Here is a 25510-nt window from a genome sequence, read left to right on the forward strand (position 1 = left end):
ACTTAAGGTAATCATCTAATCTTCAATTTACTCTCTAATAAAAAAATAAGTTACACTACCTAAAATTAAAGTTATGGAAGCGTGCGTTGAGTAATACATCAAAAATAATTGTACTCAAAAAAGCAAACGTGTTTTTTGATTTTCTATGCAAGCTGATGCTGTTACTGACTATCATGTGCATGTTCATTCCTTTTTCTCCGAAAATGCCAGCTCCAGGAATTGATCCTTCTTGGGCTCTTGGTTTAAATCAAGCGGTTGCTCAAGGATTAGCATTTGGTCGGGAAATAATTTTTACGCTCGGCCCCTATTCGTCTGTTTACACAAAAGCTTATCACCCCGCTACGGATTTCCTAATGATAATCGGGTGTATTGGCTTAGCTGTATCTTTGTGGATCTGCCTTCTTTTTTTAATGAAAGGAAAGCGATGGTACTGGTTTCTCATATATTGCGTCCCCCTTTTAGGCATGATATACGCTCGAGACTCATTATTTTTTTCCTATCCATTACTTGCAGGGTTAATGAGCTTCTGGATCATTTCTCCAGAAAATGGTGATAGGCTAACAAATAACTCTCTTTTATTGCTGGTTTTTTTTCTATTTACCCCATTTGGCTTACTTGCACTAATTAAGGGGTCTATGCTCATTATATGCATTCTTGTGCTTTTTTTGTGCTTCAGCTTTTTTTGCACCCAGAATAAATCAAAACTCGCATTGATATGTCTTGCCTCTCCTGTAATCTCGATGATTACGTTTTGGCTTGCAGCAGGACAGCCACTCACTTCTTTACCTGATTATCTCACAAGCACACTACGTATTGCCTCAAGTTTTACTGAAGCAATGTCCACAGATGGAAATATGAATGAAGTGATTGTGTTTTTAATTACTTGCTTATTAATTTTCCTGGCTATTTCATCCCAAAAACAAATACCTGCTGCCGCTAAAATATTCTTGCTGGGAATTTATTTTGCGTTTTTATTTGTTTCCTTTAAAACAGGTTTTACTCGTCATTTAGGTCACGCCTTTATACCTGGGACTTCTATTTTATTGGCAACACTATTTTTACCCTTTATTTTGAATTTCAGAGTGAGTCTTCTACTCATTTTTATCTCATTAAGTAGCTGGTATTATATTAATAGCCACTATACCAGCATATCAATCCGAAATAACCTCATCTCCTCATACTCTTCAGCATGGCATGGCCTAAAAAGCAGAATACAAGATCCTTCTTGGCTTAAAAAAAATTTTATTTTCACTATGGATTTTTTACGTCAGCAAGCAGCCTTCCCTGTTTTACACGGGACGACTGATATTTACTCATATGATCAAACTTATTTAATCTCGTCACAAAACCGTTGGTCACCACGTCCCGTATTTCAAAGTTATTCTGTCTTTAATCAACATTTAGCTAAAGATAATAAAAAACATCTTCAAGGCAAAAATAAGCCTGATAATATTATTTTTAAAATACAACCCATTGACCAACGCATCCCCTCTTTGGAAGATGGCGCAAGTTGGCCTTTGTTGTTAGTCAATTATCAACCGACTCATTTAATCCGAAATTTCCTATTTCTGCATAAAAAAAAATACCCTCATCAAGTCAACTTGTCTTTATTAAAAAGCGAAACCCATACCCTAGGTGAGCAGGTTCCCTTACCCAAGAGTCAGCTACTCTTTGTTGCGATTGATTTGAAACCGACAATTTGGGGAACTTTAGCTACCATTTTCTTTAAACCACAGCCATTATTTATTAGTTTAAATCTTAGAAATGGCGCAACAAAACGCTATAGACTTGTTGCAAACATGGCAAAATCAGCTTTTCTTCTCACGCCACTCATTGAAAATACAATCGAATTTTCTATGCTCTACGAGAAGAATGATAAATTAGATGCCAAAAAAGTTGATTCCTTTGTTATTACAACAAGTCAGAGAACACATTGGCATTGGAATAGTACTTATACGATTCACTTTATGAATGCTGGAACTGCAAAAAAACGTTCTTAGTAAACAGCTTCTTCTAAAATCGTATTGTTACTGAACCCAAGCATCGAACGTGATTTTTTGGAAACGGGGAGAGGCATGTTTTGCTTAGGTAAATCCTCTTTCCCAAGGTTGCTATTTAAAGAGGCCTAACGGTTTCCCAAGATACCTTAATGGCGAATTTTATCCATCGTAATCTTACGCTGTTAATATTCCAACTCACTTTCCCTCTCCAATCTTGATCTTATAAAGGCTCAAAACTATAAACCGTGTTAAGAGAGGAGAGGAGAGGAGAGAATTTTCGATCGTGATGAGAGAAAAAGATTCAAAAATTTATTTTTGTATCGAATACCCTTCATCAAGCCAACCTTGTAATCCGGTATCTAATGAATAAACATTGGTATACCCCATTTTTTGTAAATTGTCGGCAACCAGCGCACATCGAAAACCCCCACTACAGTAAACAACAATTTGATCATTTAAATTAGGAATTTTCTTTTCAATATCTCGCTCAATAATGCCCTTACTTAAGTGTATTGCAGTTGGAATATACCCTGTTTCCCATTCATTAAGTTCACGTACATCAATAAGAAACATGGGTTCTTTTGATTCAATTTTTTCTTTTAAGACTTTTGGTGTGATTTCTTTAATATGCTTTTTAGTTGCGGCTATGAGTGTCAAAAATCCCTGTGAATGTTGTTTTTTCATTAATTTCTCCTAAATTTATTTTTTATTTTCAATAAATTACTCCCTTTTACAAAACCGTGCAAATTCATAATGGTTGGATTTAATTTATATTGATCAAGTTGTGATCATTTGTTTGATATCTACAACCCAACCAATAAAATGCCGCTGACGTGTTTATTTTGGTGGTGTGTTGATGCATATGGGCGATTTTAAAACTACATTTCAAATTGCCCTTTTCCAATTAATGATCTTTTCTAATTCGCTTAAACCAATTTTTTAATTCAGGCCAAAAAGCAATAATCCCAATAAAAAGAGTAAATAAAATGACGGCAATGACCATTTGAACAATAGGAAACTTGAGTTCATCATGTGCCACAAACCAGCTCGCAATTGATCCTGAAATGACTAAAAGTAATCTAAAAAACCACTGAAACATAAATAACACTCCAGATAATTTATGTGGTTAACACTTGAATCGGTTGGCAATACGCTACAGTAAGCAATGACCAGCATCTTGAGCGCAGCGAGCGATCCCTCATTGTACCTCTGGTCTCCAGGTTGGAGATCCTTACAGTAGTCTAGAAGTAATGTTCTACGACCATTTTGGCTCAATCTCACGATACTACATTTAACGTATGTTTTGCGATCATATATTCTTCATTTGTAGGAATGACGCCCACGAATACTCTGCTTTGATTATGACTAATCACTGCTGCATTTTGTTGATTTGCGTGGTCATCCAACAGAACACCTAACCAACTCAAACGTTCACCTATTTTTTTTCTTACCAGTGCAGAATGTTCACCTATCCCAGCAGTGAAAATGATTGCATCGCACCCTTGTAAGCTACTTGCTAAAGCGCATAACTCTCGTGCTGCTCGATAACAAAATAAATCGATGGCTTCAGCAGCTTTGGCATCTGTACTTGATTGCAGCTCCCGCATGTCACTGCTGATCCCAGAAACGCCTAAAAGACCCGATTTTTTATAAAGAATGGTATTTACCTCTGCTACAGATAATTTCTTTTCTTGGAGCAAATATAAAATTACTCCAGGATCAATGCCCCCGCAGCGGGTTCCCATAATTAAACCATCTAATGCAGTAAACCCCATAGAAGTTGTAACGCTTTTGCCATACTCCATTGCACACATACTGGCGCCATTTCCAAGATGAGCAACGATTACTTTTTTATTTTTTATTTGTTCAGGCAATGCTGAAGCAATATATTCATAAGAAATACCATGAAAACCGTAGCGAACAATCCCTTCCTCACTTAACTCTCTAGGTATAGCAAAAAGAGTTGCCAGTTTATCTTGTGTTCGATGAAATGACGTATCAAAACAAGCAACTTGCAGCATCTCAGGGTAAAGCTTCATAATACTTTCTATTATGGCAACATTATATGGTTGATGAAGTGGTGCCAAAGGATTTAATGAGGATAATTTTTCAATGGAATCCGCATTGATTAGGACAGGATGATCAAAAAAATTTCCTCCATGAACTACCCGATGCCCAACCGCTTTTAAAATGTAATGAGTGGGTAACTGCGCTATCCATTCAAATAAATAATTTAATGCCGATTCATAACCAGACGATAAAATCGTTTTTTTAACAATTTGAATATGTTTCGCGTTAGAAACCGTAATTTGTGGATCATCAAAAATACTTTCAATTTCACCATGATAAATTAACGTTAAAGAAGAAAGAAAAAGGCTAAATTTAATACTGGAAGAGCCTGCATTAATGACTAGAATGACTTCATCAGTTTGATTTAATTTCATTATTTTTTTCTTCGTGCATATAATAAGGCCATAACGCAAGATGCTTTTCGTGATAATTCATTGCTGCCACGGCTGGTGAGGATAATAGGAACATGTGCGCCTAGTACCATTCCTGCAGCTTCAATTCCAGATAAATAAGTCATTTGTTTGTAAAGCATGTTGCCTGATTCAACATCGGGAACAACCAAGATGTCTGCATTACCAGCAACTGGGGAGCAAATGCCTTTTTCACGTGCTGACTCGATAGAAATAGCGTTATCAAATGCTAAAGGACCATCTAAAACACCGCCAGTTATCTGCCCACGTTCAGCCATTTTGCACAATGCGGTCGCATCAAGAGTCGATGGAATTTTTTCATTTACCGTTTCAATAGCAGAAAGAATAGCCACTTTAGGGGTACCCAATTCAAGTGCATGGAACAAATCAATTGCATTTTGCACAATGTCACACTTTTCCCTTAGATTAGGGAAAAGATTAATTGCTGCGTCAGTTAGAAAAATTGGTTTTGGATAATTAGGTACATCCAGAGAAAATACATGACTCATACGACGTCCTGTTCGCAAGCCATTCTCTTTGGAAACAATGGGCTTCATCAGTTCTTCAGTATGAATTTTCCCCTTCATTATCGCTTCCACTTTTTTTGTTGCAGCCAGTTTAACCGCTATTTCAGCTGCTTCATTACTGTGTTCTGTGGCAACTAGTTCATAAGCTGAAATATCAACGTGGGCTTCTTTTGCAGCATCAAGAATTTTTTGTTTAGGGCCAACAAGAACAGGGGTAATTAATCCCTCTTCAGCGGAAGCAATTGCACCTTTAATTGATAATACATCTACTGGATGCACCACAGCTGTTACAAGTGGTTTTAATGAATCTTTCGCAGTGATTAAACGATGATACCAATGTTCTTGTTTTGGCTTAAGTTCTATTTCAGGTAGCTCAATGCGTTTTCTTTTAATTTTGACGGTCGGCGCTATAACCCGTGCAAGACCACTAATGACCATTTTTCCCAACTGATTTATACATTTACAATCAAGTTCAACGATGTGTTTTTCTGGTATTTTATTGACTACCTCAAGAGTCACGGTGACTGTGTCGCCTAAAGTCACCGGATGTTCAAACTTTAAAGTTTGATCTAAATAAATAGTCCCAGGACCAGGAAGCTCTGTTCCTAAAACTGTAGATAAAAGTGATGCGCCCCACATCCCATGAGCAATAATTTTATGAAACATATCATTTTTAGCATATTCTGCATCGACGTGTGCAGGATTTACATCGCCAGACATAACCGCAAAAAGCTCAATATCTTCCTTAGTTAAGGTCCGTACTAGACTCGCTGATTCTCCAATTTTTAGTTCATCAAAGACGCGATTTTTTATATAACTCATGTGCATGCCTGTCATAATATATGTTTATAAAAATCCGCTTCGAAGGATAATTAGTCTATGCAAAGCGAAGAATAATGCCCCATACGGATAATGGGGCTATTAGCTATTTATTTTGCTTGTTCTACTTTTATATCACGAGACTTCCCTTTTGCTTCCGATTTTTTAGGCAACTCAACCCACAGCATCCCTTTTTTAAAACTTGCCTTAGCCTTGTCGATATCAACTGTTGAAGGTAAAGAGAGCGAGCGTTCATATTTACCATAATTGATTTCTCGAGAAATATATTTTTTATTTTCATTTTTTTTAGAGGTTGATTTTTCACCTGTAATAGTAAGCATATTACCGCTAAAAGACACGCTAATGTCTTTCTCATCCATACCTGGCATTTCCATCTGAATGGTAAAATGATCTTTATCCTCTACAACATCCATTGAAGGCATTAAATTCAGGTTCTCGAATTGTTCCCAGCTCTTATTGGATCCAAACATATCATAAAAATCTCGGAATGCTTTATCAACTTCATTTTGCAGGTTTAAAAAAGGATGTTGAGAATGTTCTGCTAAGGGATTTGCTTTCTTCCATTTTAATAGCGTATTCATGTTATTGACTCCATTCATTATAATTTCTTATTCGTATTAAAAAATACACCATAATAAGTTTGATATACAAAAGTAATTTGTCAAGAAAAACAGTTTTCATTATTTAGGCTACAGTTTAATTGATATTTCTATATTATTTTTATAGATACTTCTTAATATCTGGAAAGATTAGGAAATGATGATGCATGCTATGGTTTTAGAAAAATCGGGACATAAATTGGTCTATAAGCAAGTAGAAAAACCTGTCCCTCAAAACAATGAAGTGCTCGTAAAAGTTCATGCCTGCGGTATTTGTCGTACCGATTTACATGTTGTCGATGGTGAATTAAAAAACCCTAAACTTCCTCTTATTCCTGGTCATCAAATTGTTGGTACCATTGAAACCGTCGGTTCTTCAGTGACCCATTTTAAAATCGGCCAACGAATCGGTATTCCTTGGCTGGGTGGAAGTTGCGAGACCTGTCAATTTTGTTTATCAGGACGTGAAAATCTTTGTGATCAAGCTCGTTTTACTGGTTATCAAATTGACGGTGGATTTGCAGAATATTGTGTTGCGAATCATCGGTTTTGTTTCCCTATTCCTAATGGCTATTCTGATTATCAAGCCGCACCACTATTTTGTGCCGGATTAATTGGCTATCGTGCTTTATTAAAAACCAATAATGCTGAGCACTTAGGATTATATGGTTTCGGCGCAGCAGCTCATATCTTGATCCAAATAGCGAACAATCAAAAACGTAAAATATATGCTTTTACTAGCCCAGGAGACCAGCAAGCCCAAGAGTTTGCCTATAAACTTGGAGCAACATGGGCTGGAGATTCAGATAAATCCCCTCCTCATCTTCTTGATGCTGCAATCATTTTTGCACCTGTTGGCGCACTCGTCCCCCTTGCGCTTCGCAATACAATAAAAGGTGGGATCGTAGTTTGTGCTGGAATTCATATGAGTGACATACCTAGTTTTCCCTATGATTTTCTCTGGGGTGAGCGCTCACTTTGCTCCGTTGCAAACCTCACGAGAAAAGATGGAGAAGAGTTTTTATCATTAGCGCCTCAAGTTCCAGTTATAACTGAGATTCATACTTATCCATTGACTGAAGTCAATAAAGCACTGGATGACCTGCGTCACGGACGATTTACCGGAGCGGCAGTGATCGCAGTCTAATATAATTCTGCAGCATGAATGAGCGCAGCATATTCCAATAGCACATACGTCGTCCCGAGTAAAAATCCCCGGATTATGCTGGCTAATCCGGGATACAAAGAACAACCGCTACAAACATTTAATATTTATTTCTACAAACGAATCCTCTTGATTTGAGGCATGAGATTTGTGACTATCAGTATATCGAACGATGCCAATTCTATTTATAAAAGGGATTTATTATGTTTCACCAAGCTATAGTACGCACACCATCCCCCAACATGATTCATGGATTAACATCAACCATAGAATTAGGTCGCCCAAATTACATTAAAGCTCTAGAACAACATCAAAATTACATGAATGCACTGATAAAGTGTGGTTTGGAAGTTACTGCCTTACCTGCATCAGACGACTTCCCTGATTCATGTTTCGTAGAGGACCCAGCGCTTCTTACCGATAAAGTTGCGATCCTAACTCGACCCGGTGCCCTATCAAGACAAGGCGAAGTGGATTTAATTAAACCCTGCATTCAAACCTTTTATAAAGGACGTATCCATCAGATAGAAGCTCCAGGAACCTTGGAAGCAGGCGACGTCATGCAAATTGAAGATGTTTTTTATATAGGAATTTCACAGCGTACTAATCTGGAAGGAGCGCAACAATTGTCTTTCTTATTAGCACAGTATGGTTATAAAAGTGTATTGATCGAGCTTAAAAAATTCCTACATTTAAAAACAGGTGTTTCCTCTTTAGGCAATGGATACCTGCTTGCCCATGGTGAATTAGTTAATCATCCTGCTTTTAAGTCATTTAAACAATTAGTTGTTTCCGATAATGAAGCTTATGCAGCGAATTGTATTAGAGTCAATGATTCGGTCATTATGCCTCAAGGGTTTCATCAAACCACTGAAATGGTACGCAATTTAGGTTTTAAGGTGGTCACTGTAGATGTAGGTGAATTCCGTAAAATTGATGGTGGTTTGAGTTGTTTGTCGTTGAGATTTTAATGAATAAAAAACTCACCGTTTTTAGTTTAACTTTGATGACTGTCGGTTCAGTAGATAGTATTCGGAATTTACCTGCTGCCGCATTAGTTGGAACAGATATTTTTTGGTATTTTGGGCTGGCTTTATTTTTTTTCTTATTACCCAGTGCAATTGTTGCAGGATGGTTTTCCTCTAAATCTCATGAGGGAATTTATGGGTGGGTAAAAAAAAGTTTGGGTAAAAATGCTGGCTTTATCGCTATTTGGTTTCAGTGGATGCAAAATATCCTTATCTATCCTACATTTTTCAGTTTTATCGCGGGCACACTTTTATACTGTATTAACCCATATTTTATTGAAAACAAAATACTACTTTTCTCGCTGATTAATCTCTTCATCTGGTGCTTAACCTGGGTGAATCTTAAAGGTTTTTACTTGTCTCATCGAGTGACTGTTTTTTGCTCTATATTTGGACTGTTGCTCCCTTTTGTTTTAATTTTGGCTATAGGTGCTTTTTGGATGATATTTCATCCTCAACCTTTAAAACTTATCCCCTCTTCCCATCAAGACTCATGGACATCTCTAACTGCTATTATTCTATCTTTTTGCGGTATTGAAATTGCTGGGGTTCATACCCAAGAATGTAAGCCAGCGGCTTTGCCTAAAGCCATTGCACTCTCAGTACTTATTATTTTTACTACAATGCTCTTTGGCTCCTTGACTTTAGCGATGGTTCTTTCCCCACAGCAATTGAATCTTATTAGTGGTATTCCCGCATTGTTTGAAGTATTTTTTACTCAAATTCAATTTGCCAACCTAAGTTTGATTGTCAATGTATTAATTGTTCTCGGATGTATAGGCTGTGCCAATAATTGGCTTATCTCTCCCCTCAAAGGTCTGTTATTTGCAAGCAATGAACTCACCAATACGATGCATCAATCCTCTACTAAATTTTTGCTGATCCAAGCATGTGGCGTATCTTTTATAAGCACTCTTTTTTTATTATTCCCGAGTATTAATGCGTCATACTGGTTCATGATTACTTTAGCAACTCAAATGTATTTATTCATGTACGGGTGTATGTTTGCAGGTGCAATCCGCTTAGCGTGGCAAGAAAAAAAACGATTTTATTGGCTAATTATTACCTCCTCCATTTTTGGATTCATAGGCATTACAATTTCACTAGCGGTTAGTTTTATACCTCCTGAATCGTTAAAATATGGTTCCCTTTTGTATTATGATTTATTTATTATTGTTTGTTTGCTTCTCATTGGCTTTTCATCTCTCTTGTGGAAAAGAGCCATAAAAATAGCACCTAAGAATGTAAAACAGTTTAAATACATGATGAATCAACAGACTCAAGAATAACATCTTGATTTCTCAGCGTATTAGTAAAATGACTACTTTACTTCATATTCAAAAAAGTTTATAATTTGAACAGATATTTAATATTGGAGTTATTCTGTGCCTACCACATCGTCCTCCCCAAAATCGACCCCAATGACTTTAACCTCCAGTCAATTAGAGCAATGGTTTGCTAATATAGAACGGAATGAGCATCCGAATACTTCAGAGGAAGATCCTTATTTAGCAACTCAATTTCTTTCTCGATTTGGACTGCGCAATGCAAAACAGGTGACCGAGTTTCTTAAAACAGCCGGTGGTAACGAAACAATAAATATGATAGTGCAAGAGCTTGTAAAAGAAGAGGCACAACTTCAATTAATTAGGGAACGAAATGCAGAGGAGCAGCTCAAACAACAACGTTTGCTTTTCCTTCTTATGACGTTCATTGCAAAGGATAAAAAACTTGCAAAACACGTTAACGAAATTATTCAACAGCAAATCGATCAAAAACTTAAAGAACCAAAAATTGTTGAAGGACAAAAAGATAGCTTCCTTGCATTACAGATTGTTGACGCTAATATTCAAGCATATAGCAAGGCACTCAAAGCTTTAGAAGAAGAAGAGCAATCCCTCGAAGAACAACTGAATGAGGTAGAAGAAGAATTGAATGCTCTTGAAGAAGAAGCATTGTTAATGGAAGAAACTCATGTCCATATGACTGACCATTTGGAGGAACTTAATGTCTTCCTGCAAGCCCCCCTATTCAATAATCAACCAATAACTCATTTTATTAGCTATTCAAACCAACAAATCGCTTCTTTATCTTCACAACTTGCAGCGCTTAGAGCACAACATACAGCCCAAACTTCTCCCTTAGGCGATGTCAGTAGACTACAAGCGATTGAATCACCTACTGATAGAAGAATTCGAATGCTGCAAAATCGAATCGACTTTTTCAAAAATCAATTTGTACAACCGCCTCAAAGTTCAGAACAAGTAGTTCAGCAATTAATTGCACAAGTAAGAGCCCGTTTAGACGAGTTACAACGCTCCAATGAAATACAAATTCCAATGACGTTTCGTGAACGTGAATTAGAAGGGTTAAGATTACAAGAACGTGCATACTTACAAGCACAACAACTTTTGAGAAAAGAGAAAATTCTCCTCAACTCCCAGTTGGAGCCGGTCACCGATTTTACTCAAGCTTATTTAATCATTGATCCAAATGAGAAAGCCCGTTACCGAAAACACGGTAACTCCTATGTTGTCCTTTCTGAAGATATACAGCCAGATCGCTTGAGCGCAGATGATTGGTTGCAAGCAAAACTAAATTACGAAAGGTTGAAATCTGATATTTGTTGCGTCAATGCAGATTATTATGAAAGAAGGCAACAACAACTTGACTCACTGGATCAGCGCAGACAACCTCTTCTCACTAAGAAAAGTAATTTCATTGACCGCCTTAATGAAGTTAAAGCAACTAAGGTTGAACAACTTCATGCATTATCCAGTGCTGAAGCACAACGCGCCTTATTAAGTCAACCTCAGGAAGAAATCGCTACGTTGTCAATGTCACCCAGGCCAACCCCAAAAACGGCGCCCAAACTTGAACCCAAGTGTAGTTATTCGCTTATGATGCCTAATTTAAAATGCTTGGTACCACCCCATGCACCTGCACCTAAAGTTGAATTGGATGAACTACTCAATGAAGTGAAACCTGCTCAAATTATGGAGCCGGAACTAAGACTTGATTGGCTTTATAGAGCCAAAAAACAGATGCCGGATATTCCCGCACCTGAATTGGATTCCGAGTTAAAATATAAAAAGTAACAATTCATTATCTACTAAATCAATTATCCGAGGCATTTATGCCTCGGATTTCCATAAAAAATATCCTATAAAAATCAGACAGATTTACAACCGCTCAATCCACTTAAAAGGAAGCATTTAAATAAAAATGAGTTATTGAAATAATTTGAAATCCACGCATAATCAAATAAATTTTGATAATCCATTTGACAAGATCTAATACAAATTGTTACTATCTCGTAATAAATAATTTATTTCACACTCCGTAATATACATGAACAATAACACACAACATCAATTTTCTTTAAACAACTCTTTCGGGTTGGTGCGTGTTATTACTTCTATCGTTTCTGTTGTGGTGGTGGTCGTGGCCTTCCTTTCCTCGCCCTAGAGTTGTGTTTTGATTATTCGGCTTCTCTAGGGAGAAGGCTAAATAATCAAGCGATACGACTAACAATCTTGAGGAGATTCACCATGGGAAACACACTTGATGCAGAGGCATCGCAGAAAAAAATCACTTATCGCGCTATCTTTATCATTAGTTTATGTGCTGCATTTTTATTTTATAAATACATTCTCCAAAATTTTCCAAGTGTAATGCCTCAACAATTGATGGATGCGTTTCACTTACAGGGACTAGGCCTTGGTGTTTTATCAGGAGTGTATTTCTGGACGTATCTTATCGTACCACTATTTGTAGGAATTGTTCTCGATCGTTATGGAACACGATGGATTACAACAGGGGCCATTTTTTGTTGTGCGATTGGTATTTATATTTTTTCTCAAGCCCAGGATTTAAATACTGCGATTTTGGGGCGTTCTTTAACGGGTGTTGGTGTTTCTTTTGCTTCCATCGCCTATTTTAAATTATCGGCAGTATGGTTTCCCAAAAAATACTATGCCTTATTGACGTCATTACTTGTTACTGCCGCAATGATTGGTGCCATTTTTGGGCAAATGCCACTGGCCTGGTTAGTTAGCCAGATAGGCTGGAGGGCCAGTTTAGCAAATGTAGCTTGGATGGGAATAATTTTGTCGTTCTTATTCCTAATTATTGTTAAAGACAAACCATCCTCTTCCATTGAAGCATCCGATTCAGAACCTCAGCATGCCTCTAAAAACCCTCATTTATGGAAAGATATTGCACTTATTGTAAAAAACAAACAAAACTGGTTATTAACAGGGTTTAGTGGTTTAGCATTCTCTCCCATTGTTATTTTTTGTGGCTTATGGGGAAACCCTTTTTTACAGAAAGCATATCATTTAGATAAATTGGTTGCTCCCTCCCTTATTTCTTTAGTTTTTGTAGGATTAGCAATTGCATGCCCTGTATTCGCATTATTCATTAACCGCATACAAAATCGTTGTTCTTTTATGTTTTACAGCACCTTGGTTTCTGCATTATGTATTAGCTTGGTTATTTACGCACACCCAATGCCAATCTGGCTATTGAGTGTATTGCTTTTTCTATTTGGTTTTAGTTTAGGCGCATTTCCCATAGTATTTGTCATTGGAAAAGAATCAAATCCATTATATCTGGCGGGCACAGTAACCTCCTTAATCAATGCGAGTGACGCTTTTCTGGATGCAATAACTGAGCCTGCAATAGGGAAACTTCTTGATGCATTCAGTAATGCCGGGCCTTCTCATGATTTTTCATTATTTAGTTACCATATTGCTTTGGCTATTTTGCCTTTATACCAAATAATTGGAGCCTTTTTGATGCGGTGGGTCAAAGACGAGCATCGTATAGCCCATTAAGACATAACGAATCATTAAGTCTCTCTGTGAGCTTAATGATTCGTTATGTAGGATCACTTAAATAAGGATTTATCTTTGAATTGAGCGATGAAAAGGTGCAGCAAACGTTCGTTAACCCAAAAAGCAAGAACTGCAGCTTTAATTATCAGAATAAGTTAAATCAATACTCTCAACATGAACATATACCCAAGCATATAGCCCCGAAGCAAGTTTAACCTGAATCCGTTTATAGTCTGCCACTTCGTAAGAATCTGCTTTTTTTAACTCCTCGGCGCTTACATCAAAAACCATCCCCTCTACACTATCCACCGATTTTCCAGTATAAGTAATAATCGGATGCTCCTCTTCGCCACTTGTAGCAATGACTCTTGAGTCTTTTATTTTTACTTTAGACATTCCAAATCCTGGGAGACTATCTTTGGTTCCTTGTAATTTTCTGCCAAAATTACTTAATTGCACCGATTCATATCGTAATGTGCCATAAGAAAATAGTTTTTCAGTATTCACCGATTTCTACCTTAGAATAATATTTTTGGCAGATTATCCAGAATTTTTTATTAATAACAAGAGAAACCTAATAACGTCCTCCATTCGAAGCTTAGCTTTTAACGATTTCTATTTTGATGCACACTTGTACTTGCCACGACTTTATTACGCCCCATCTTTTTTGCCTGATAAAGTGCTTCATCCGCTTTTGATATCAAGTCATCTACCCTTTTCCCATCATAAGGATAAAAAGATATCCCAATGGAGATTGTAACCGAAATAGGCTCATCTTGATTCACGTCAATAGAGAACTGTTCAATGGATTCACGTAGTGCTTCTGCTTTCGCTTTAGCAGCATCTAAGCTATTGGTTTTTAAGAAAATAATAAATTCCTCACCGCCCCAACGTGATACCAAATCATCTTGAGAACAGATTTGCCTTATTTTTGCTGCAAATTCAAAAAGAACCTGATCACCAATCAAGTGACCATAGGTATCGTTTATTTTTTTAAAAAAATCAATATCAATTAATAAAAGAGCAAATGGAAATGGATTATTTTTAGACTTTAGTAATTCATTTTGGAGATATTCTTCAAAAAACCGACGGTTATAAACACCGGTTAAACTATCTTGAGTAGACTGAGCTTTTAAAAACTCCCTAAGCTTAATATTGTATATGCTTAATGCAGACTGTTCTGCAATAATTTGCGCTAAAGCAATAAATCGCTGTTTATCAGTATTTAGACCAAATTCCACATAAAATAGCCCTAGCATTTCATTTTGGGCAAATAAAGGCAAACACACATAACTTACAGGTTTTTTCTCGGCCTTTTTGATATGATTACACAAGACTCCTTCTGTTGTATCAGAAATATAATAGGATTGATGCCTTAATAATGAGAGACAATCTTTGGGTTTAAAGAGGAATAAATTGGAAATAGGCTCACCCCAGCTTAATACCCTGCTCACTAAATCTAAATTATCTGAGGAGACAAGATAAACGATTCCTGAAGTGCCAGATAAAATTCGTTTACTGTAATTTTTAATTATTTCAACCGCATCGCTCATGGAAAGACTTGATTGCAACAAGCTCATTAACTCCTTTAATAACTCAAGTTCTTTATTTTGCATTTCAAGACTTTTAACAACATTTTCAAGTTCATGTTTGGACTTTTCGAGATTTCTTTCATTTTGAATACGCTGGTGAACGTTAATTGCAAAATGGCTCACCCCGATAAGTTTTCCCTCTGAATCATGGATAGGGTTATAATGTATTTCAAAATCCAATCCCTCATGTCGGTCATCTTTAAATGACTCAATCACCGTAAATGTCGAACCTTTCATCGCTTTTTCCCAAAGCGACATGGCCTTTTTTTGATTTTCTTTACTCATTTTTTGTAAAAGAACTCTGAAATTCATGCCTATTTCTAAATCAATTTTGAAAATACGATAAATTTCACATTTGTACATTGTATTAAATGCAATAAAATCATAATTCAAATCAATTGCAGCAACTAAATCATTGCTTCCTTCAATGATCCCTTGCAAACGTTCACGAGCATTAGCCAATTCTGTTTGTGTTCGATTTAATTTTTCCGAATTCCCTTTTATAAATTGCAGCATATAAACTAAAAATCCAGAAAGAAGCGCCATAACCATCCCAGTAATTAAGATCATGGTCGGGAAAAAGGAGGTTAGCACCTGATCATGAAGTGCAGTAGAAGGCCAAAGCGTGATTTTCCAATTTTGTCCGTACAAAGGCAGTATGACACGCAGTTTCCAACCATCATAAAATTTATGATCGCCTTGTACATTACTATACAGAAGTCCTGAAGCATCAGAGATGTTCAAATTGTATCCTTGTATCTCTGTTTTCTTTAAAATGTCCTCTAAAAACAAATTCGTACTTAAAAACCCGACCATAAACCCTTGAAACTCATTTTCTTTAAGTATTGGGCTTAATAAAAGGATTACTCTATCTCCCTCAATGAGATCAAACTGGGTACTTAGTTGCGGCTCATTGCTCGCCAAACTTTTTAACATTTCTTGACGCCGCTCAGGATTGGTAAAAAGGTCGAATTTTTTGATTGATTCGTTCCCTTCTTCTGGTGCAACCCATCGTACAGTATATTTGTTATCAACCCATTCGATTGCTCTGTATCCGGGTTGATCGTGAATATAATGCATCACATCCGCACGCCATTCATTTTCAGGCGTTGTTTGTCGATTAATCCATCGATATGTGATTCTAGAAAAAGCAGAAGTAAGATCTTGAATATGAGACTCAATTACATCCTTTATATTTTCAATTTTCAACTGTAATAACATGTTTAATGAGTTTTCTTGATTTCTTTTAGTGAACTGCCATCCTAAAATGGTGATATTTAAAATGATAAAAACCGTGATTAACGGAAGAGAAACTAGTGCATGCTTTATATTTTTTGAATTAATATAAGAAATAATCCCTAAACTTAAAAGAATCAATCCAGCAGAAGTATAAATAGAAATTTTCATCCATCTGCCAGCGCCAAAAAATGTAGCGAAATCCATATAATAATTAGTACTGGCTATAAATCCCAAACTTAAAGTAAAGAAGACCCCAAATAAGCTCAGCCAAAGCCAAGCAATTGTAAAATGAAATGAAACAATAATAAGACAAAGAGAAATAATGAGAAAACCAAAAGCAACACTAGACGCCATAGGCCCTGGATATTGATTTAAATGTAGGCGAACAATTTTAATAATGGATGCGTCAATACCTAGATTCATATTCAAAATATGTTCAATCAAAATAAGCCCAGAAAATAATAAGAGAATGCCACTAAGCGTTCGGCTGGAATTAATTAAATTTCTATTTAAACAAACTAATGATGAGCCTCCTAAAATAAAGCACAAAGCCGTAGTTGGCTTCATATAGACATATCCAGGTAGCTCAAAAAATAAATGAGAATCGAAACACCATATTAACACATCCAAAAAGCCAATAAAGAAACAAATATTTCCAACTAAGTAAGAAAACGTTTTATAGTGTACCTTTTCATTCATATTCTTTTCCTTGGCTATAAATTTAGTATAAGCCAAAGAACAAATTATATATAAGAAGAGAGTGCTTAAAGAGATACTTGTGCCAACGGGTTCTTTACGTATAAACCATTTATTTTTAACTAGTCATCAATACAGCTTTGTCTAATTTTTTAGACAAAGCCCTAATGTCAGAACAAACTGCGGCTAGACCTAAAACAATTAAGTGGGGCTACCTTCTAAACTGTATTCATCCAAGGCCAATAATATTTTTTCTTCAAGTGACTTGGCTTTTTCTAAGGGTTGATTTAAGCCATTGATAATAATAGAAAAAATAAATGTCTTTTGATTTGGATTAATCATGTAGCCCGATAAGGAAGAGATATCATGCATTGAACCCGTTTTGGCATACACTTTTTTCTCAAGCATGGTCTTCTTCATTCGGTCCATGAGAGTGCCTGAAACACCAGCTTGAGGTAATGACTCGAAAAAAATTCTGTTCAAGTCCTTATCCTGATAAAGGTCATTAAGTAGGATTACCATTTGTTCCGCTGTCACCAAATTATAGCGAGTTCCTTCTCCATCGACGATCTCCATTTGAGACAAATCCAGGTGTGTATGTTCAGATAGTATTTTTTTAATCGCGAAAGCACCTTCTTTATGAGTTCCCTTTCCTGTGAGCGTGTAACCTAATTTTTTGGTTATACTGTTCGCATAGAGATTATCGGATTGCTGTAACATATGCTTTATTAATTGATTAAGGGTTTTAGATTGAAAACTCGCAAGAAAAGCAGTATCCGATGGGGATATACCGGTAAGGATCTTTCCTTTCAAAACAAGGCTGCTTTTATCAATAGCTTTTTTGACTACTTGTTTTACCAATAAAATAGGGTCGGGAATTGCAAGCTCTATTAACTTTGGATTTTTTTCTTGAATCATGCAGCCATATAATCGCATTGTATTTTGGGGTTTAATTTCAAGATTTAGGCTACAATGGTTCTTTTCCTCTTCTTTACTCACAGTAACGACTTCATTGATAAGGGTTAAAGCTTTGGGTAGAGTTTTTGGTTTAACCTCGGCAGGCTTGCCTAATTCTTTCGCACTAATTAATTCATACGTCACTTTATTTTCATTCAATATTGCCGCTGTATCTGGAGCAGCATAGTACCACCCCAAATCATCATAAGAGGTTCCACTTGGATAATTCGGAGATTGATATTGTGAGCTATCAATTACCACATTGCCATTGATTACCTTTTCGCTATTTTTTTGCAAATTTTGTAACAAAGAATTCAAATTCCCGACTGTAAAAGAGGGTGAACCTGTAAATTGAATATAGTAATCCTGATTTTTCCGAGACAGTGTTGTTATAAAACGATAGTCTGGTTTTAATTGATAAAGCGCTGCTGCAGCTGTAAGTATCTTCATACCACTGGCTGGAGATAGTAGCTTATCAGCATTTCGACTGTAAACGACTTGTCCGGTCTGGGCATCTTTAATAAGGATGCCAACCGTTGCATGGGGTAATTGTTGTGCAATAATCCCATCTATTTTTTCCGAAAGCGTCTGAGAATAGCCCATTTGGTTAAAGAAAAAAGCAGCAAAGGCCCACAAATAATTAGAATAGCGCACGACATTTACCCTAATAAGTGACATGAAGTATAGCTTTACCCATTCAGCGCCGAAGTGCAACCCCTATGACTAAGAATGTTAGGGATACTTCCCATTCAGAATCCTACACCCCTTAAATATAATGACTTTAAGTAAGAATCTTCTCCTCTAACACTACAATGGGTTCTTCTGAGGGAGAGACAATATGTTCATGACGCTCAGGACTCAACAATTTTTGAGATGAATAAAGAATAAAGATACTTAAGGGTAATAAACTCAACAAGTCGAAGGGAAACTTTAAAATACCAATACCTCCAAAAACACCCAAATAGGAGATAACCAGTATCGTCATCATATAAAATAAAAACCAATATAAAAGTGCACTATTATCCCAAGAATTTTTTCGATGGTAAACGCAATAAATCAGAATACCAATAAGTAACGCAATATCCAGTTTCCATATGATCGAAAATCCGCACCAATACAGCATTAAATTGCAAAAATAAAATGCAATATGAGAGCAAACTAAGGCACCGGAAAGTCTAAAAGGTCTTGGTGTTTGTGGCTGTAATTTACGCATTGCTAAAAGACATATAGGCCCGATACTATAGGACAAAATACTTGCTGAAGAAAGAAAAGCCACCAACTTTTGCCACCCAGGAAATGGTAGAAATGAAAGCATTCCAACCAATAAATTTGCATACAGTGTCACATAAGGGATCTTATGTCGATTTACCTTTAAAAAGATTTTGGGTAAATGATCATTTAGTGCCATCCCATATAAAATGCGCGAAGTTGCGGCTGTATAAACAAGCGTTGTTCCAAAGGGTGAAAAAGCAGCATCAATTAACAGTAAAGTTGCCACAACACTAAGTCCTGAAAGTAAAGCTAAGCCCACTAAAGGTCCGCTATCACCTGGATAACTCAGGGCATGCCAGCCATTAGTTAGGAATTTCTGAGGAACTGCTGCGATAAAACTCAATTGCAACATAAAGTACAAAATAAAACCGATCAGTACAGCCCCCAATATCGCAATGGGGATATTTCGCTGTGGATTTTTTACCTCCCCAGCCAATATCAAACCATTCTGGAATCCAGTAAACGCAAAGGCAATACCTCCAGCAGAAAGTGCAGTGAAAATGTTTATCCAACTTTCTTTTGCAGACAAATCAATTTGAACGTTGCCAAGATTTGGTGCAACATGCAGTAAAGAAACGATGGCAATGCTTGGTAATATAAATTTAATAATACTTGCATACTTATTGCATTCAACCAGCAATTTAATTCCATAGGAGTTCAATAAAACGACAAAAAGCATGATGCTTATTGCGGCAGCGTAACCATATCCAGAAAGCGTAAACGTTGTTGAGTCTTTGACAATTAATACTGGAAAAAAGTGACTTGAATATTGCAGAATTGCCTGAATTTCTATAGGAGTCATAACAACGTAAGACAACCACGATGTCCATGCAAACAAAAATCCGACTTCCTTCCCATGGGTAAAAGTTGGATAGTTAGACATTCCTCCAGAAATGGGAAACATCGTTCCAAGCTCGCATAAAGGAAGTGCAATAAATAGCATAAAAACAGTAGCAATACCCCATGAAATTAATGAATTACTACCTGCCATTTGGGCGCTAATGAATGGACTAAATAACCATCCGGAACCAATCATTCCACCTGCAGAGACAATTAGAATGTTAGTTGTTGAAATATCACGTTTTAACATAAATAAACCTCATGCAGGCAAAAGTCTAATTTAGCCCAAAAAGTCATAATGATACAAGTACTTAATCATGCTATATTAAAAATGGTCTAAGCACATAGGAATCGATTCAGCAACTTAATGGTAATTTTTATGAATCTAAGTCAGTGATATCCCCTCTCTATTGCATCAATTTCTTTAATAACCGCTTTCCCTTTTTCATCAGTTTGAGTATTAAACCAAGAATCTAAAATTTCTTTGGCCAAATCTTGGGTTAACAAACGATTGGATAGAGCCAAAACATTCGCGCAATTCCATATTCTTGCACCCTTTGCTGTTTGAGCATCAGTACAAAGAGCAGCCCTTATACCAGGAATTTTATTCGCCACGATCGAAATACCTGTACCAGTCCAGCAAAAGAAAATACCCTCATCACACTCACCCTTACGAATTGCATCAGCAGCAACATGCGCAGTTTTTATCCATGGTTCACTTTGCCCTGTTTTGATTGCCCCGAAGAGGACCACTTGATGCCCCAAACGCTCAAGCTCTTGTACAACGAACTCATTAACTGGATAGAGCTCATCACTACACACTGCTATTTTCATCGATTTATAACTCCTTGCCATTCAAAAAACCAGGTAAACCCGTCATCCCTATCGAAAATCTCCTTGCTTGAGCTGTATTACTGCACGCCAAACCAACCCCCTGTATCGCCTCCAGCCCAACATGAATTATTTTTACATGCATCGATTTTTACCGAACAGAGAAATTTAAAATGGCCTATCTTACTTATATCTATTCCTTTATATCCTTCTGGCTCGCATATCCGATCTACATATCTTCCTCTAACCCGGATTTGCCCCATTACATAAATATTTTCAGCCACAGGATAGACACCTTGGTTATGCGAGTAACATGCAATATAACAACCTGGATCGAGAGTGTAACTATTATCTGTGGGTAACAAAGCCTTTTTAGCACCTGGATAAGGATGATTAATAACTCCATTATTTCCAAGAATATAAACAGGAAAAGGTGATGGTAATAAGGACTTATTTACATCTGAGTTCGCTGTAGGTGTATATGTGTCAAGAGCAAAAATTTGGGTACCCATTAAAAATCCAACACCAAACAAAAATATTCTTTTCATTTTTTATATCCTTAAAGCATTAACTCTTTTAAGTATAGGCAATAAAGAAATTGGGGGGATTTATTACCCTCGCTCCGAGTGCAATGAGGAAGCTCCGGTTGCAACACTGTGCTCAAGTACAAGAACCCTCATTGCACTCAGGATGACGGCAAGAAAGCTTACCCTGCGTTCACCCAGGCGGTAGCTAATAAACTTTATCTTGATGGATTCTCAACTCCATTAAAATCAATATCATAAGTTGAAGCCGGGTAAAATCCTTTCTTCACTCTGATTGCTCGGCAAAGCACATTCAGGATCATCAGGGTGCTTTTAAACCTCAACCAGGGATATGCTTTGTTTTTTAATACATCATGTGCTCTTCGGTAGTCTTTGATGAAACGAACAGGACTTTTTAGCAAATATTTGAAGCTATGAAGCATCATTCCCTGGCCGAGCATGAACGGCTGCATATGTTGCATATTGGGAATATCATATTGGCGCTGCCCACTTAAAATACTATGCCAATCAATTTTATCGGTAAGAAGGTGGAAGCCACTAGTTACTCTTGGATTACACTCTAAAACATAGGCCATATCGTTCATCAAAATAAAATCAAACCCAATTTGGCCACTAAATTGGAAACGTTTGCAAAATGTTTTGATAAATTCGGTAATTGGTTTTATTTCTGCAGGCTCGAAGTAAATTCCAGTAGAGCGTCCTACCCGATATTTAGAGTAATAACACGATTGAATTAATACCTCTCCATTACGCACAATAGCATAAGTACTGTATTCTTTTCCTTGAATAAAATCTTGCGCAATATACGGTTCATTAATCGTAAGATTAGCAAGAGCCTTGGGTGACGGTTTAATGAGTGTATGCGAACCCAAACGGGAAAAAACAGGTTTTAAAACCAACGCTGCGTCCTGAGGAAGATTTTGCTTGTCCTTATCTGTGTTAACGAACCAACTTTGAGGCGCAGTCAAACCATATTCGCGCACAAGTTGATTAAACGTATATTGATGACGCAACTGATTTAAACGCTCAAACGGTTCGCAAAAAACCTTAGTGTGTTCTGATAGTTCCTCATAGCCTTTACTGATATAAAAAATTTCATCACATGTAGGAATAAGTAGATCAATTTTATATTGAATCACTATTTCTTTTAATGCCTTTATAAACGCGGCGAGATCCTGACTGGGCTTAGGGATGACAAAATGCTTTTTTATTCCTTTAACACATCTCGCGAGTGGAAAAAGCATACTTTCAGCACTATAAACCTGATATCCCTGATTCATGAGGCTACGCATAATATCCATGGTAGCAGGTGCTCTACCACCAGTAACTAAAATGTTCATCTACATCATTCCTTAAAAACCAATTTAAAGTACGGTTCACACAGTTTTATGAGAGAGAAGAAAATTATATGGAGTTGGATAAACTCATAGCTACTCTAATCCTTCACCAAAGCCAACATGATGCGCAGTAGAAATTATTTTTATTACCATTTCATTATTCATGTTAGTCATTTGCATTGAACCCTCTCCCAGGTCGCCAAAAGTAGCATGATTATCAATAACTTCAAGAGGAAATGATAAGTCATATGCAAATATTTGGCCTTATGACACATGTTGATTTAAGTATACTCAGGTTTATTTATTAAGTTCATACAGGTAATGAATACAAGAGAGGATTAAAATCATGTCACGGAGAGACTTACTGGTAGAAGGTAATTTTTGTGACGTAATAGGCAAAGCTCGCTGAACCAATGTCTCAAGGAGCAGCTAAAGCACTATGCGCAATTTTTTGCCCTAACGAAGGTAAAATAATGTCTGGGCAATGTCTTACCATATACCCAGACTATATGCTTATGATGACTTCCTGCGTTGCATAATTTGTGAAAAAAATTCAGGCTTATTCAGGCCCATGGACGCAAAAATTTGGGGTACTCTATCCCATGAACCTTCTTCCTCAATACTTGCAACAATTAACTCAAAACCGGCCTTCTTATCAGCTTCAAGTCCCCAACCATTAATAAAGCTTAGGCCTCTTAACCGTTTTGCACCGACATGACCTAATGCGATTGCCGCAGATAAATAAGCATGTGCCTCTTCAAAAAGCTGGTTGCATTTTTTTAAATTCGTTTCACTCTTGAAAACACCTTCTTTTTCTAAATTTTGTCTGAATTTAGCTTCTTCAAGAATCATTTGCCCTAATTGATAATTAGCCTCTGCATCATCCAATCCTGCAGCTGCTCTATAACATTCCATGTACATTAAATTTGCATAAGGGAATTTTTTATTGCCTTTTAACTTACCGTATATGGATGCCAGCTCAAAATAGTAAGCAATTTCCTTTTTTAGCATTTCATCCCCGGGTTGATTATTTACCCGATTTGCTTGCATCGCTTTTATTCGCTTAGTAATTTTTTTAATTTTCCAGCGTTTTAAATAGGCCATAACTTCTCCTGCCGTTTGCTATGATGTTGATTGGATAAGATATTGCAATAAAAAAATCACAAGAACAATCAGGATCATTAACCCAAGAATCTTTAATCCAAAACCAGCAGACTCTCTTATTTCTTTCCCAATTTGTTTAGTTGGAGGAGTTTCTTGCTCCTCTTTTATATTCAACTCTGATTTATAAAGATTATTATCTATGTAATTCGATACAAAATAGGATATCAGTCCGGTAATCATGCTCGGCACAAAAAATATAAGCCAAACAAGAATCTTACTGGCTCCAACACTATAATTATAGTCATCCTGTAATGAGCTCAAAAGATCAAAAATAATAGCAGGCACATTATAATTTAATCCCCAAGCCAGGTAGGGCAAGATATATAAACTAAAGAAAAATAAACCCAGGCTAAGAACCAAACATATCATGCCTAAAATATAGAGTTTGCTGTTGCTGCCAAATCGATCTTGTTCCATAGTAACCTTAAATATCCTTTTCTTAAATTTAAGATAGCAGATGGATCTAAATAAGTACACTTACTGGTGATATTAACTAATTCATTTTAAAATATAATATAGATACTTTTTATTAAGGCAGCATATGAAGCGCTATGTTTTTATGATCTCTGATGGTACAGGAATTACCGCCGAAACTTTTGGCCATAGCTTAATTACCCAATTTGAAAATATAAAATTTGAAAAGCTTACTATTCCCTATATCGATTCCTTAAAAAAAGCGGAACACGCAGTGGAACAGATCAACCGTGCATTTGAGGAACAGGGAATTAAACCTTTGGTATTTATGACTTTGATTGACCCAGAAATCAGAAATTACATTAAAAAAGCAAATGCCCGTGTGTTTGATTTATTTAATACTTTTATCGGCCCTATGGAAGAAGAGCTGAATGAAAAGTCTTCTTATACTGTTGGAAGAACTCATGGAGTGGTAAACAGTAAACTTTATTTGCATCGACTTGAAGCAATCGATTTTGCCTTATCTCATGATGATGGAGTAAAAACTCGTGGATATGACAAGGCGGATATTATTCTCATTGGTGTTTCACGTTGTGGAAAAACACCAAGTTGTTTGTATATGGCACTTCAATATGGAATTCTAGCTGCAAATTACCCTTTTACTGAAGATGAAATATTAGGTTTTAAATTACCTGAAGTACTAAGACCTTATAAAAATAAACTTTTTGGATTAACTATTGATCCACAACGTTTGCAACACATTAGAGCTGAGCGTAGACCCAACAGCAAGTACGCCTCACCAGAGCAATGTCGTCTCGAAGTAAATGAAGTAGAAGCGATGTATCAAAAGGAAAAAATTCCTTACATTAATTCGACAAAATATTCTATAGAAGAAATATCAACCAAAATACTCGCTGCATCAGGCTTACAGAGAAAATTATAGACACTGTAAAAACTGTGCGTTTAATATCAGTTTTTGTACCGGTTCTCTAACAAGTTAATTGGCGCTCACTTGCCCCCTTAACTGCATTAAAGCGAGATTTTTTAAAAGCATCTTTGCTACAGCTTGATGATTAACGTGCTGGAGAAATTTTCTGGCGTCCTTTAGCGTAGTTAAGTTTTGATTTGTTCTGAATAAATCATGAT

General features: G+C 36.6%; 21 protein-coding genes. 7 read left to right on the plus strand and 14 right to left on the minus strand.

The window, feature by feature from the left end; translation table 11 throughout:
- The first annotated feature begins 86 nt into the window (after nucleotides 1-86).
- Nucleotides 87-2000 carry a hypothetical protein gene (locus tag ACF8MK_RS14320; protein ID WP_392537225.1) on the plus strand — a complete coding sequence of 638 codons (1914 nt, stop codon included), beginning with the start codon at nucleotides 87-89 and terminating at the stop codon, nucleotides 1998-2000.
- Nucleotides 2001-2309: 309 nt separating this feature from the next.
- On the opposite strand, the gene ACF8MK_RS14325 is transcribed toward ACF8MK_RS14320, so the two are convergent.
- The 5 genes from ACF8MK_RS14325 to ACF8MK_RS14345 all read right to left on the minus strand — a co-directional run bounded on the left by ACF8MK_RS14325 (nucleotide 2310) and on the right by ACF8MK_RS14345 (nucleotide 6428).
- Complete coding sequence (locus ACF8MK_RS14325; RefSeq protein ID WP_392537226.1) at nucleotides 2310-2684, minus strand: rhodanese-like domain-containing protein; 375 nt, start codon at nucleotides 2682-2684, stop codon at nucleotides 2310-2312.
- A gap of 220 nt (nucleotides 2685-2904) precedes the next feature.
- Entirely contained in the window at nucleotides 2905-3099 is a 195-nt protein-coding gene (locus tag ACF8MK_RS14330; protein WP_392537227.1) for a hypothetical protein, read from the minus strand.
- A gap of 178 nt (nucleotides 3100-3277) precedes the next feature.
- Complete coding sequence (locus ACF8MK_RS14335; protein WP_392537228.1) at nucleotides 3278-4444, minus strand: acetate/propionate family kinase; 1167 nt, start codon at nucleotides 4442-4444, stop codon at nucleotides 3278-3280.
- Entirely contained in the window at nucleotides 4444-5829 is a 1386-nt protein-coding gene (locus tag ACF8MK_RS14340) for a bifunctional enoyl-CoA hydratase/phosphate acetyltransferase (protein WP_392537229.1), read from the minus strand. The genes ACF8MK_RS14335 and ACF8MK_RS14340 overlap by 1 nt, the downstream gene beginning before the upstream one ends.
- Nucleotides 5830-5936: 107 nt before the next feature.
- Complete coding sequence (locus ACF8MK_RS14345; RefSeq protein WP_392537230.1) at nucleotides 5937-6428, minus strand: Hsp20/alpha crystallin family protein; 492 nt, start codon at nucleotides 6426-6428, stop codon at nucleotides 5937-5939.
- A 181-nt stretch (nucleotides 6429-6609) separates the two neighbouring features.
- Here ACF8MK_RS14345 and ACF8MK_RS14350 point away from each other — a divergent pair, with 181 nt between their 5' ends.
- From ACF8MK_RS14350 to ACF8MK_RS14370, 5 genes are all read left to right on the plus strand, one after another.
- Nucleotides 6610-7593 (plus strand): zinc-dependent alcohol dehydrogenase family protein, encoded by a 984-nt coding sequence (locus tag ACF8MK_RS14350; protein WP_392538975.1) that lies wholly within the window; start codon nucleotides 6610-6612, stop codon nucleotides 7591-7593.
- Between the two features lie 221 nt (nucleotides 7594-7814).
- Nucleotides 7815-8582, plus strand: coding sequence for a dimethylarginine dimethylaminohydrolase family protein (locus ACF8MK_RS14355; protein ID WP_392537231.1), 768 nt, complete (start codon nucleotides 7815-7817; stop codon nucleotides 8580-8582).
- Nucleotides 8582-9928, plus strand: a complete 1347-nt coding sequence (locus ACF8MK_RS14360) for an APC family permease (RefSeq protein WP_392537232.1) — start codon at nucleotides 8582-8584, stop codon at nucleotides 9926-9928. Before ACF8MK_RS14355 ends, ACF8MK_RS14360 begins: the two co-directional genes overlap by 1 nt.
- Nucleotides 9929-10024: 96 nt before the next feature.
- Nucleotides 10025-11737 (plus strand): hypothetical protein, encoded by a 1713-nt coding sequence (locus ACF8MK_RS14365; protein WP_392537233.1) that lies wholly within the window; start codon nucleotides 10025-10027, stop codon nucleotides 11735-11737.
- 453 nt (nucleotides 11738-12190) lie between these two features.
- A complete protein-coding gene (locus ACF8MK_RS14370) occupies nucleotides 12191-13477 on the plus strand; it encodes an MFS transporter (RefSeq protein WP_392537234.1) in 1287 nt (428 codons plus the stop codon).
- Nucleotides 13478-13615: 138 nt separating this feature from the next.
- Here the strand turns inward: ACF8MK_RS14370 and ACF8MK_RS14375 are convergent, their stop codons facing one another.
- The 9 genes from ACF8MK_RS14375 to ACF8MK_RS14415 form a co-directional block, all read right to left on the minus strand.
- Entirely contained in the window at nucleotides 13616-13984 is a 369-nt protein-coding gene (locus ACF8MK_RS14375; RefSeq protein ID WP_392537235.1) for a gamma-glutamylcyclotransferase family protein, read from the minus strand.
- Nucleotides 13985-14082: 98 nt separating this feature from the next.
- Entirely contained in the window at nucleotides 14083-17007 is a 2925-nt protein-coding gene (locus ACF8MK_RS14380; RefSeq protein ID WP_392537236.1) for a diguanylate cyclase, read from the minus strand.
- A gap of 198 nt (nucleotides 17008-17205) precedes the next feature.
- Complete coding sequence (gene dacB / locus ACF8MK_RS14385; protein WP_392537237.1) at nucleotides 17206-18615, minus strand: D-alanyl-D-alanine carboxypeptidase/D-alanyl-D-alanine-endopeptidase; 1410 nt, start codon at nucleotides 18613-18615, stop codon at nucleotides 17206-17208.
- A 127-nt stretch (nucleotides 18616-18742) separates the two neighbouring features.
- Nucleotides 18743-20323 carry an APC family permease gene (locus ACF8MK_RS14390; protein ID WP_392537238.1) on the minus strand — a complete coding sequence of 527 codons (1581 nt, stop codon included), beginning with the start codon at nucleotides 20321-20323 and terminating at the stop codon, nucleotides 18743-18745.
- Nucleotides 20324-20463: 140 nt separating this feature from the next.
- A complete protein-coding gene (locus ACF8MK_RS14395; RefSeq protein WP_265704879.1) occupies nucleotides 20464-20907 on the minus strand; it encodes an RpiB/LacA/LacB family sugar-phosphate isomerase in 444 nt (147 codons plus the stop codon).
- A gap of 77 nt (nucleotides 20908-20984) precedes the next feature.
- Complete coding sequence (locus ACF8MK_RS14400; protein WP_392537239.1) at nucleotides 20985-21452, minus strand: hypothetical protein; 468 nt, start codon at nucleotides 21450-21452, stop codon at nucleotides 20985-20987.
- Nucleotides 21453-21646: 194 nt separating this feature from the next.
- Complete coding sequence (locus tag ACF8MK_RS14405; protein WP_392537240.1) at nucleotides 21647-22789, minus strand: ATP-grasp domain-containing protein; 1143 nt, start codon at nucleotides 22787-22789, stop codon at nucleotides 21647-21649.
- Between the two features lie 510 nt (nucleotides 22790-23299).
- Nucleotides 23300-23890 carry a hypothetical protein gene (locus ACF8MK_RS14410; protein ID WP_265704876.1) on the minus strand — a complete coding sequence of 197 codons (591 nt, stop codon included), beginning with the start codon at nucleotides 23888-23890 and terminating at the stop codon, nucleotides 23300-23302.
- A gap of 18 nt (nucleotides 23891-23908) precedes the next feature.
- Nucleotides 23909-24367 carry a hypothetical protein gene (locus ACF8MK_RS14415; protein ID WP_392537241.1) on the minus strand — a complete coding sequence of 153 codons (459 nt, stop codon included), beginning with the start codon at nucleotides 24365-24367 and terminating at the stop codon, nucleotides 23909-23911.
- A gap of 124 nt (nucleotides 24368-24491) precedes the next feature.
- On the opposite strand from ACF8MK_RS14415, the gene ACF8MK_RS14420 reads away from it, so the two are divergent.
- Complete coding sequence (locus tag ACF8MK_RS14420; RefSeq protein ID WP_265704874.1) at nucleotides 24492-25307, plus strand: pyruvate, water dikinase regulatory protein; 816 nt, start codon at nucleotides 24492-24494, stop codon at nucleotides 25305-25307.
- The last annotated feature ends 203 nt before the right edge of the window (nucleotides 25308-25510 follow it).

The organism is Legionella sp. 227, from assembly GCF_043161935.1.
GTDB classification, from domain to species: Bacteria; Pseudomonadota; Gammaproteobacteria; order Legionellales; family Legionellaceae; genus Legionella; species Legionella sheltonii.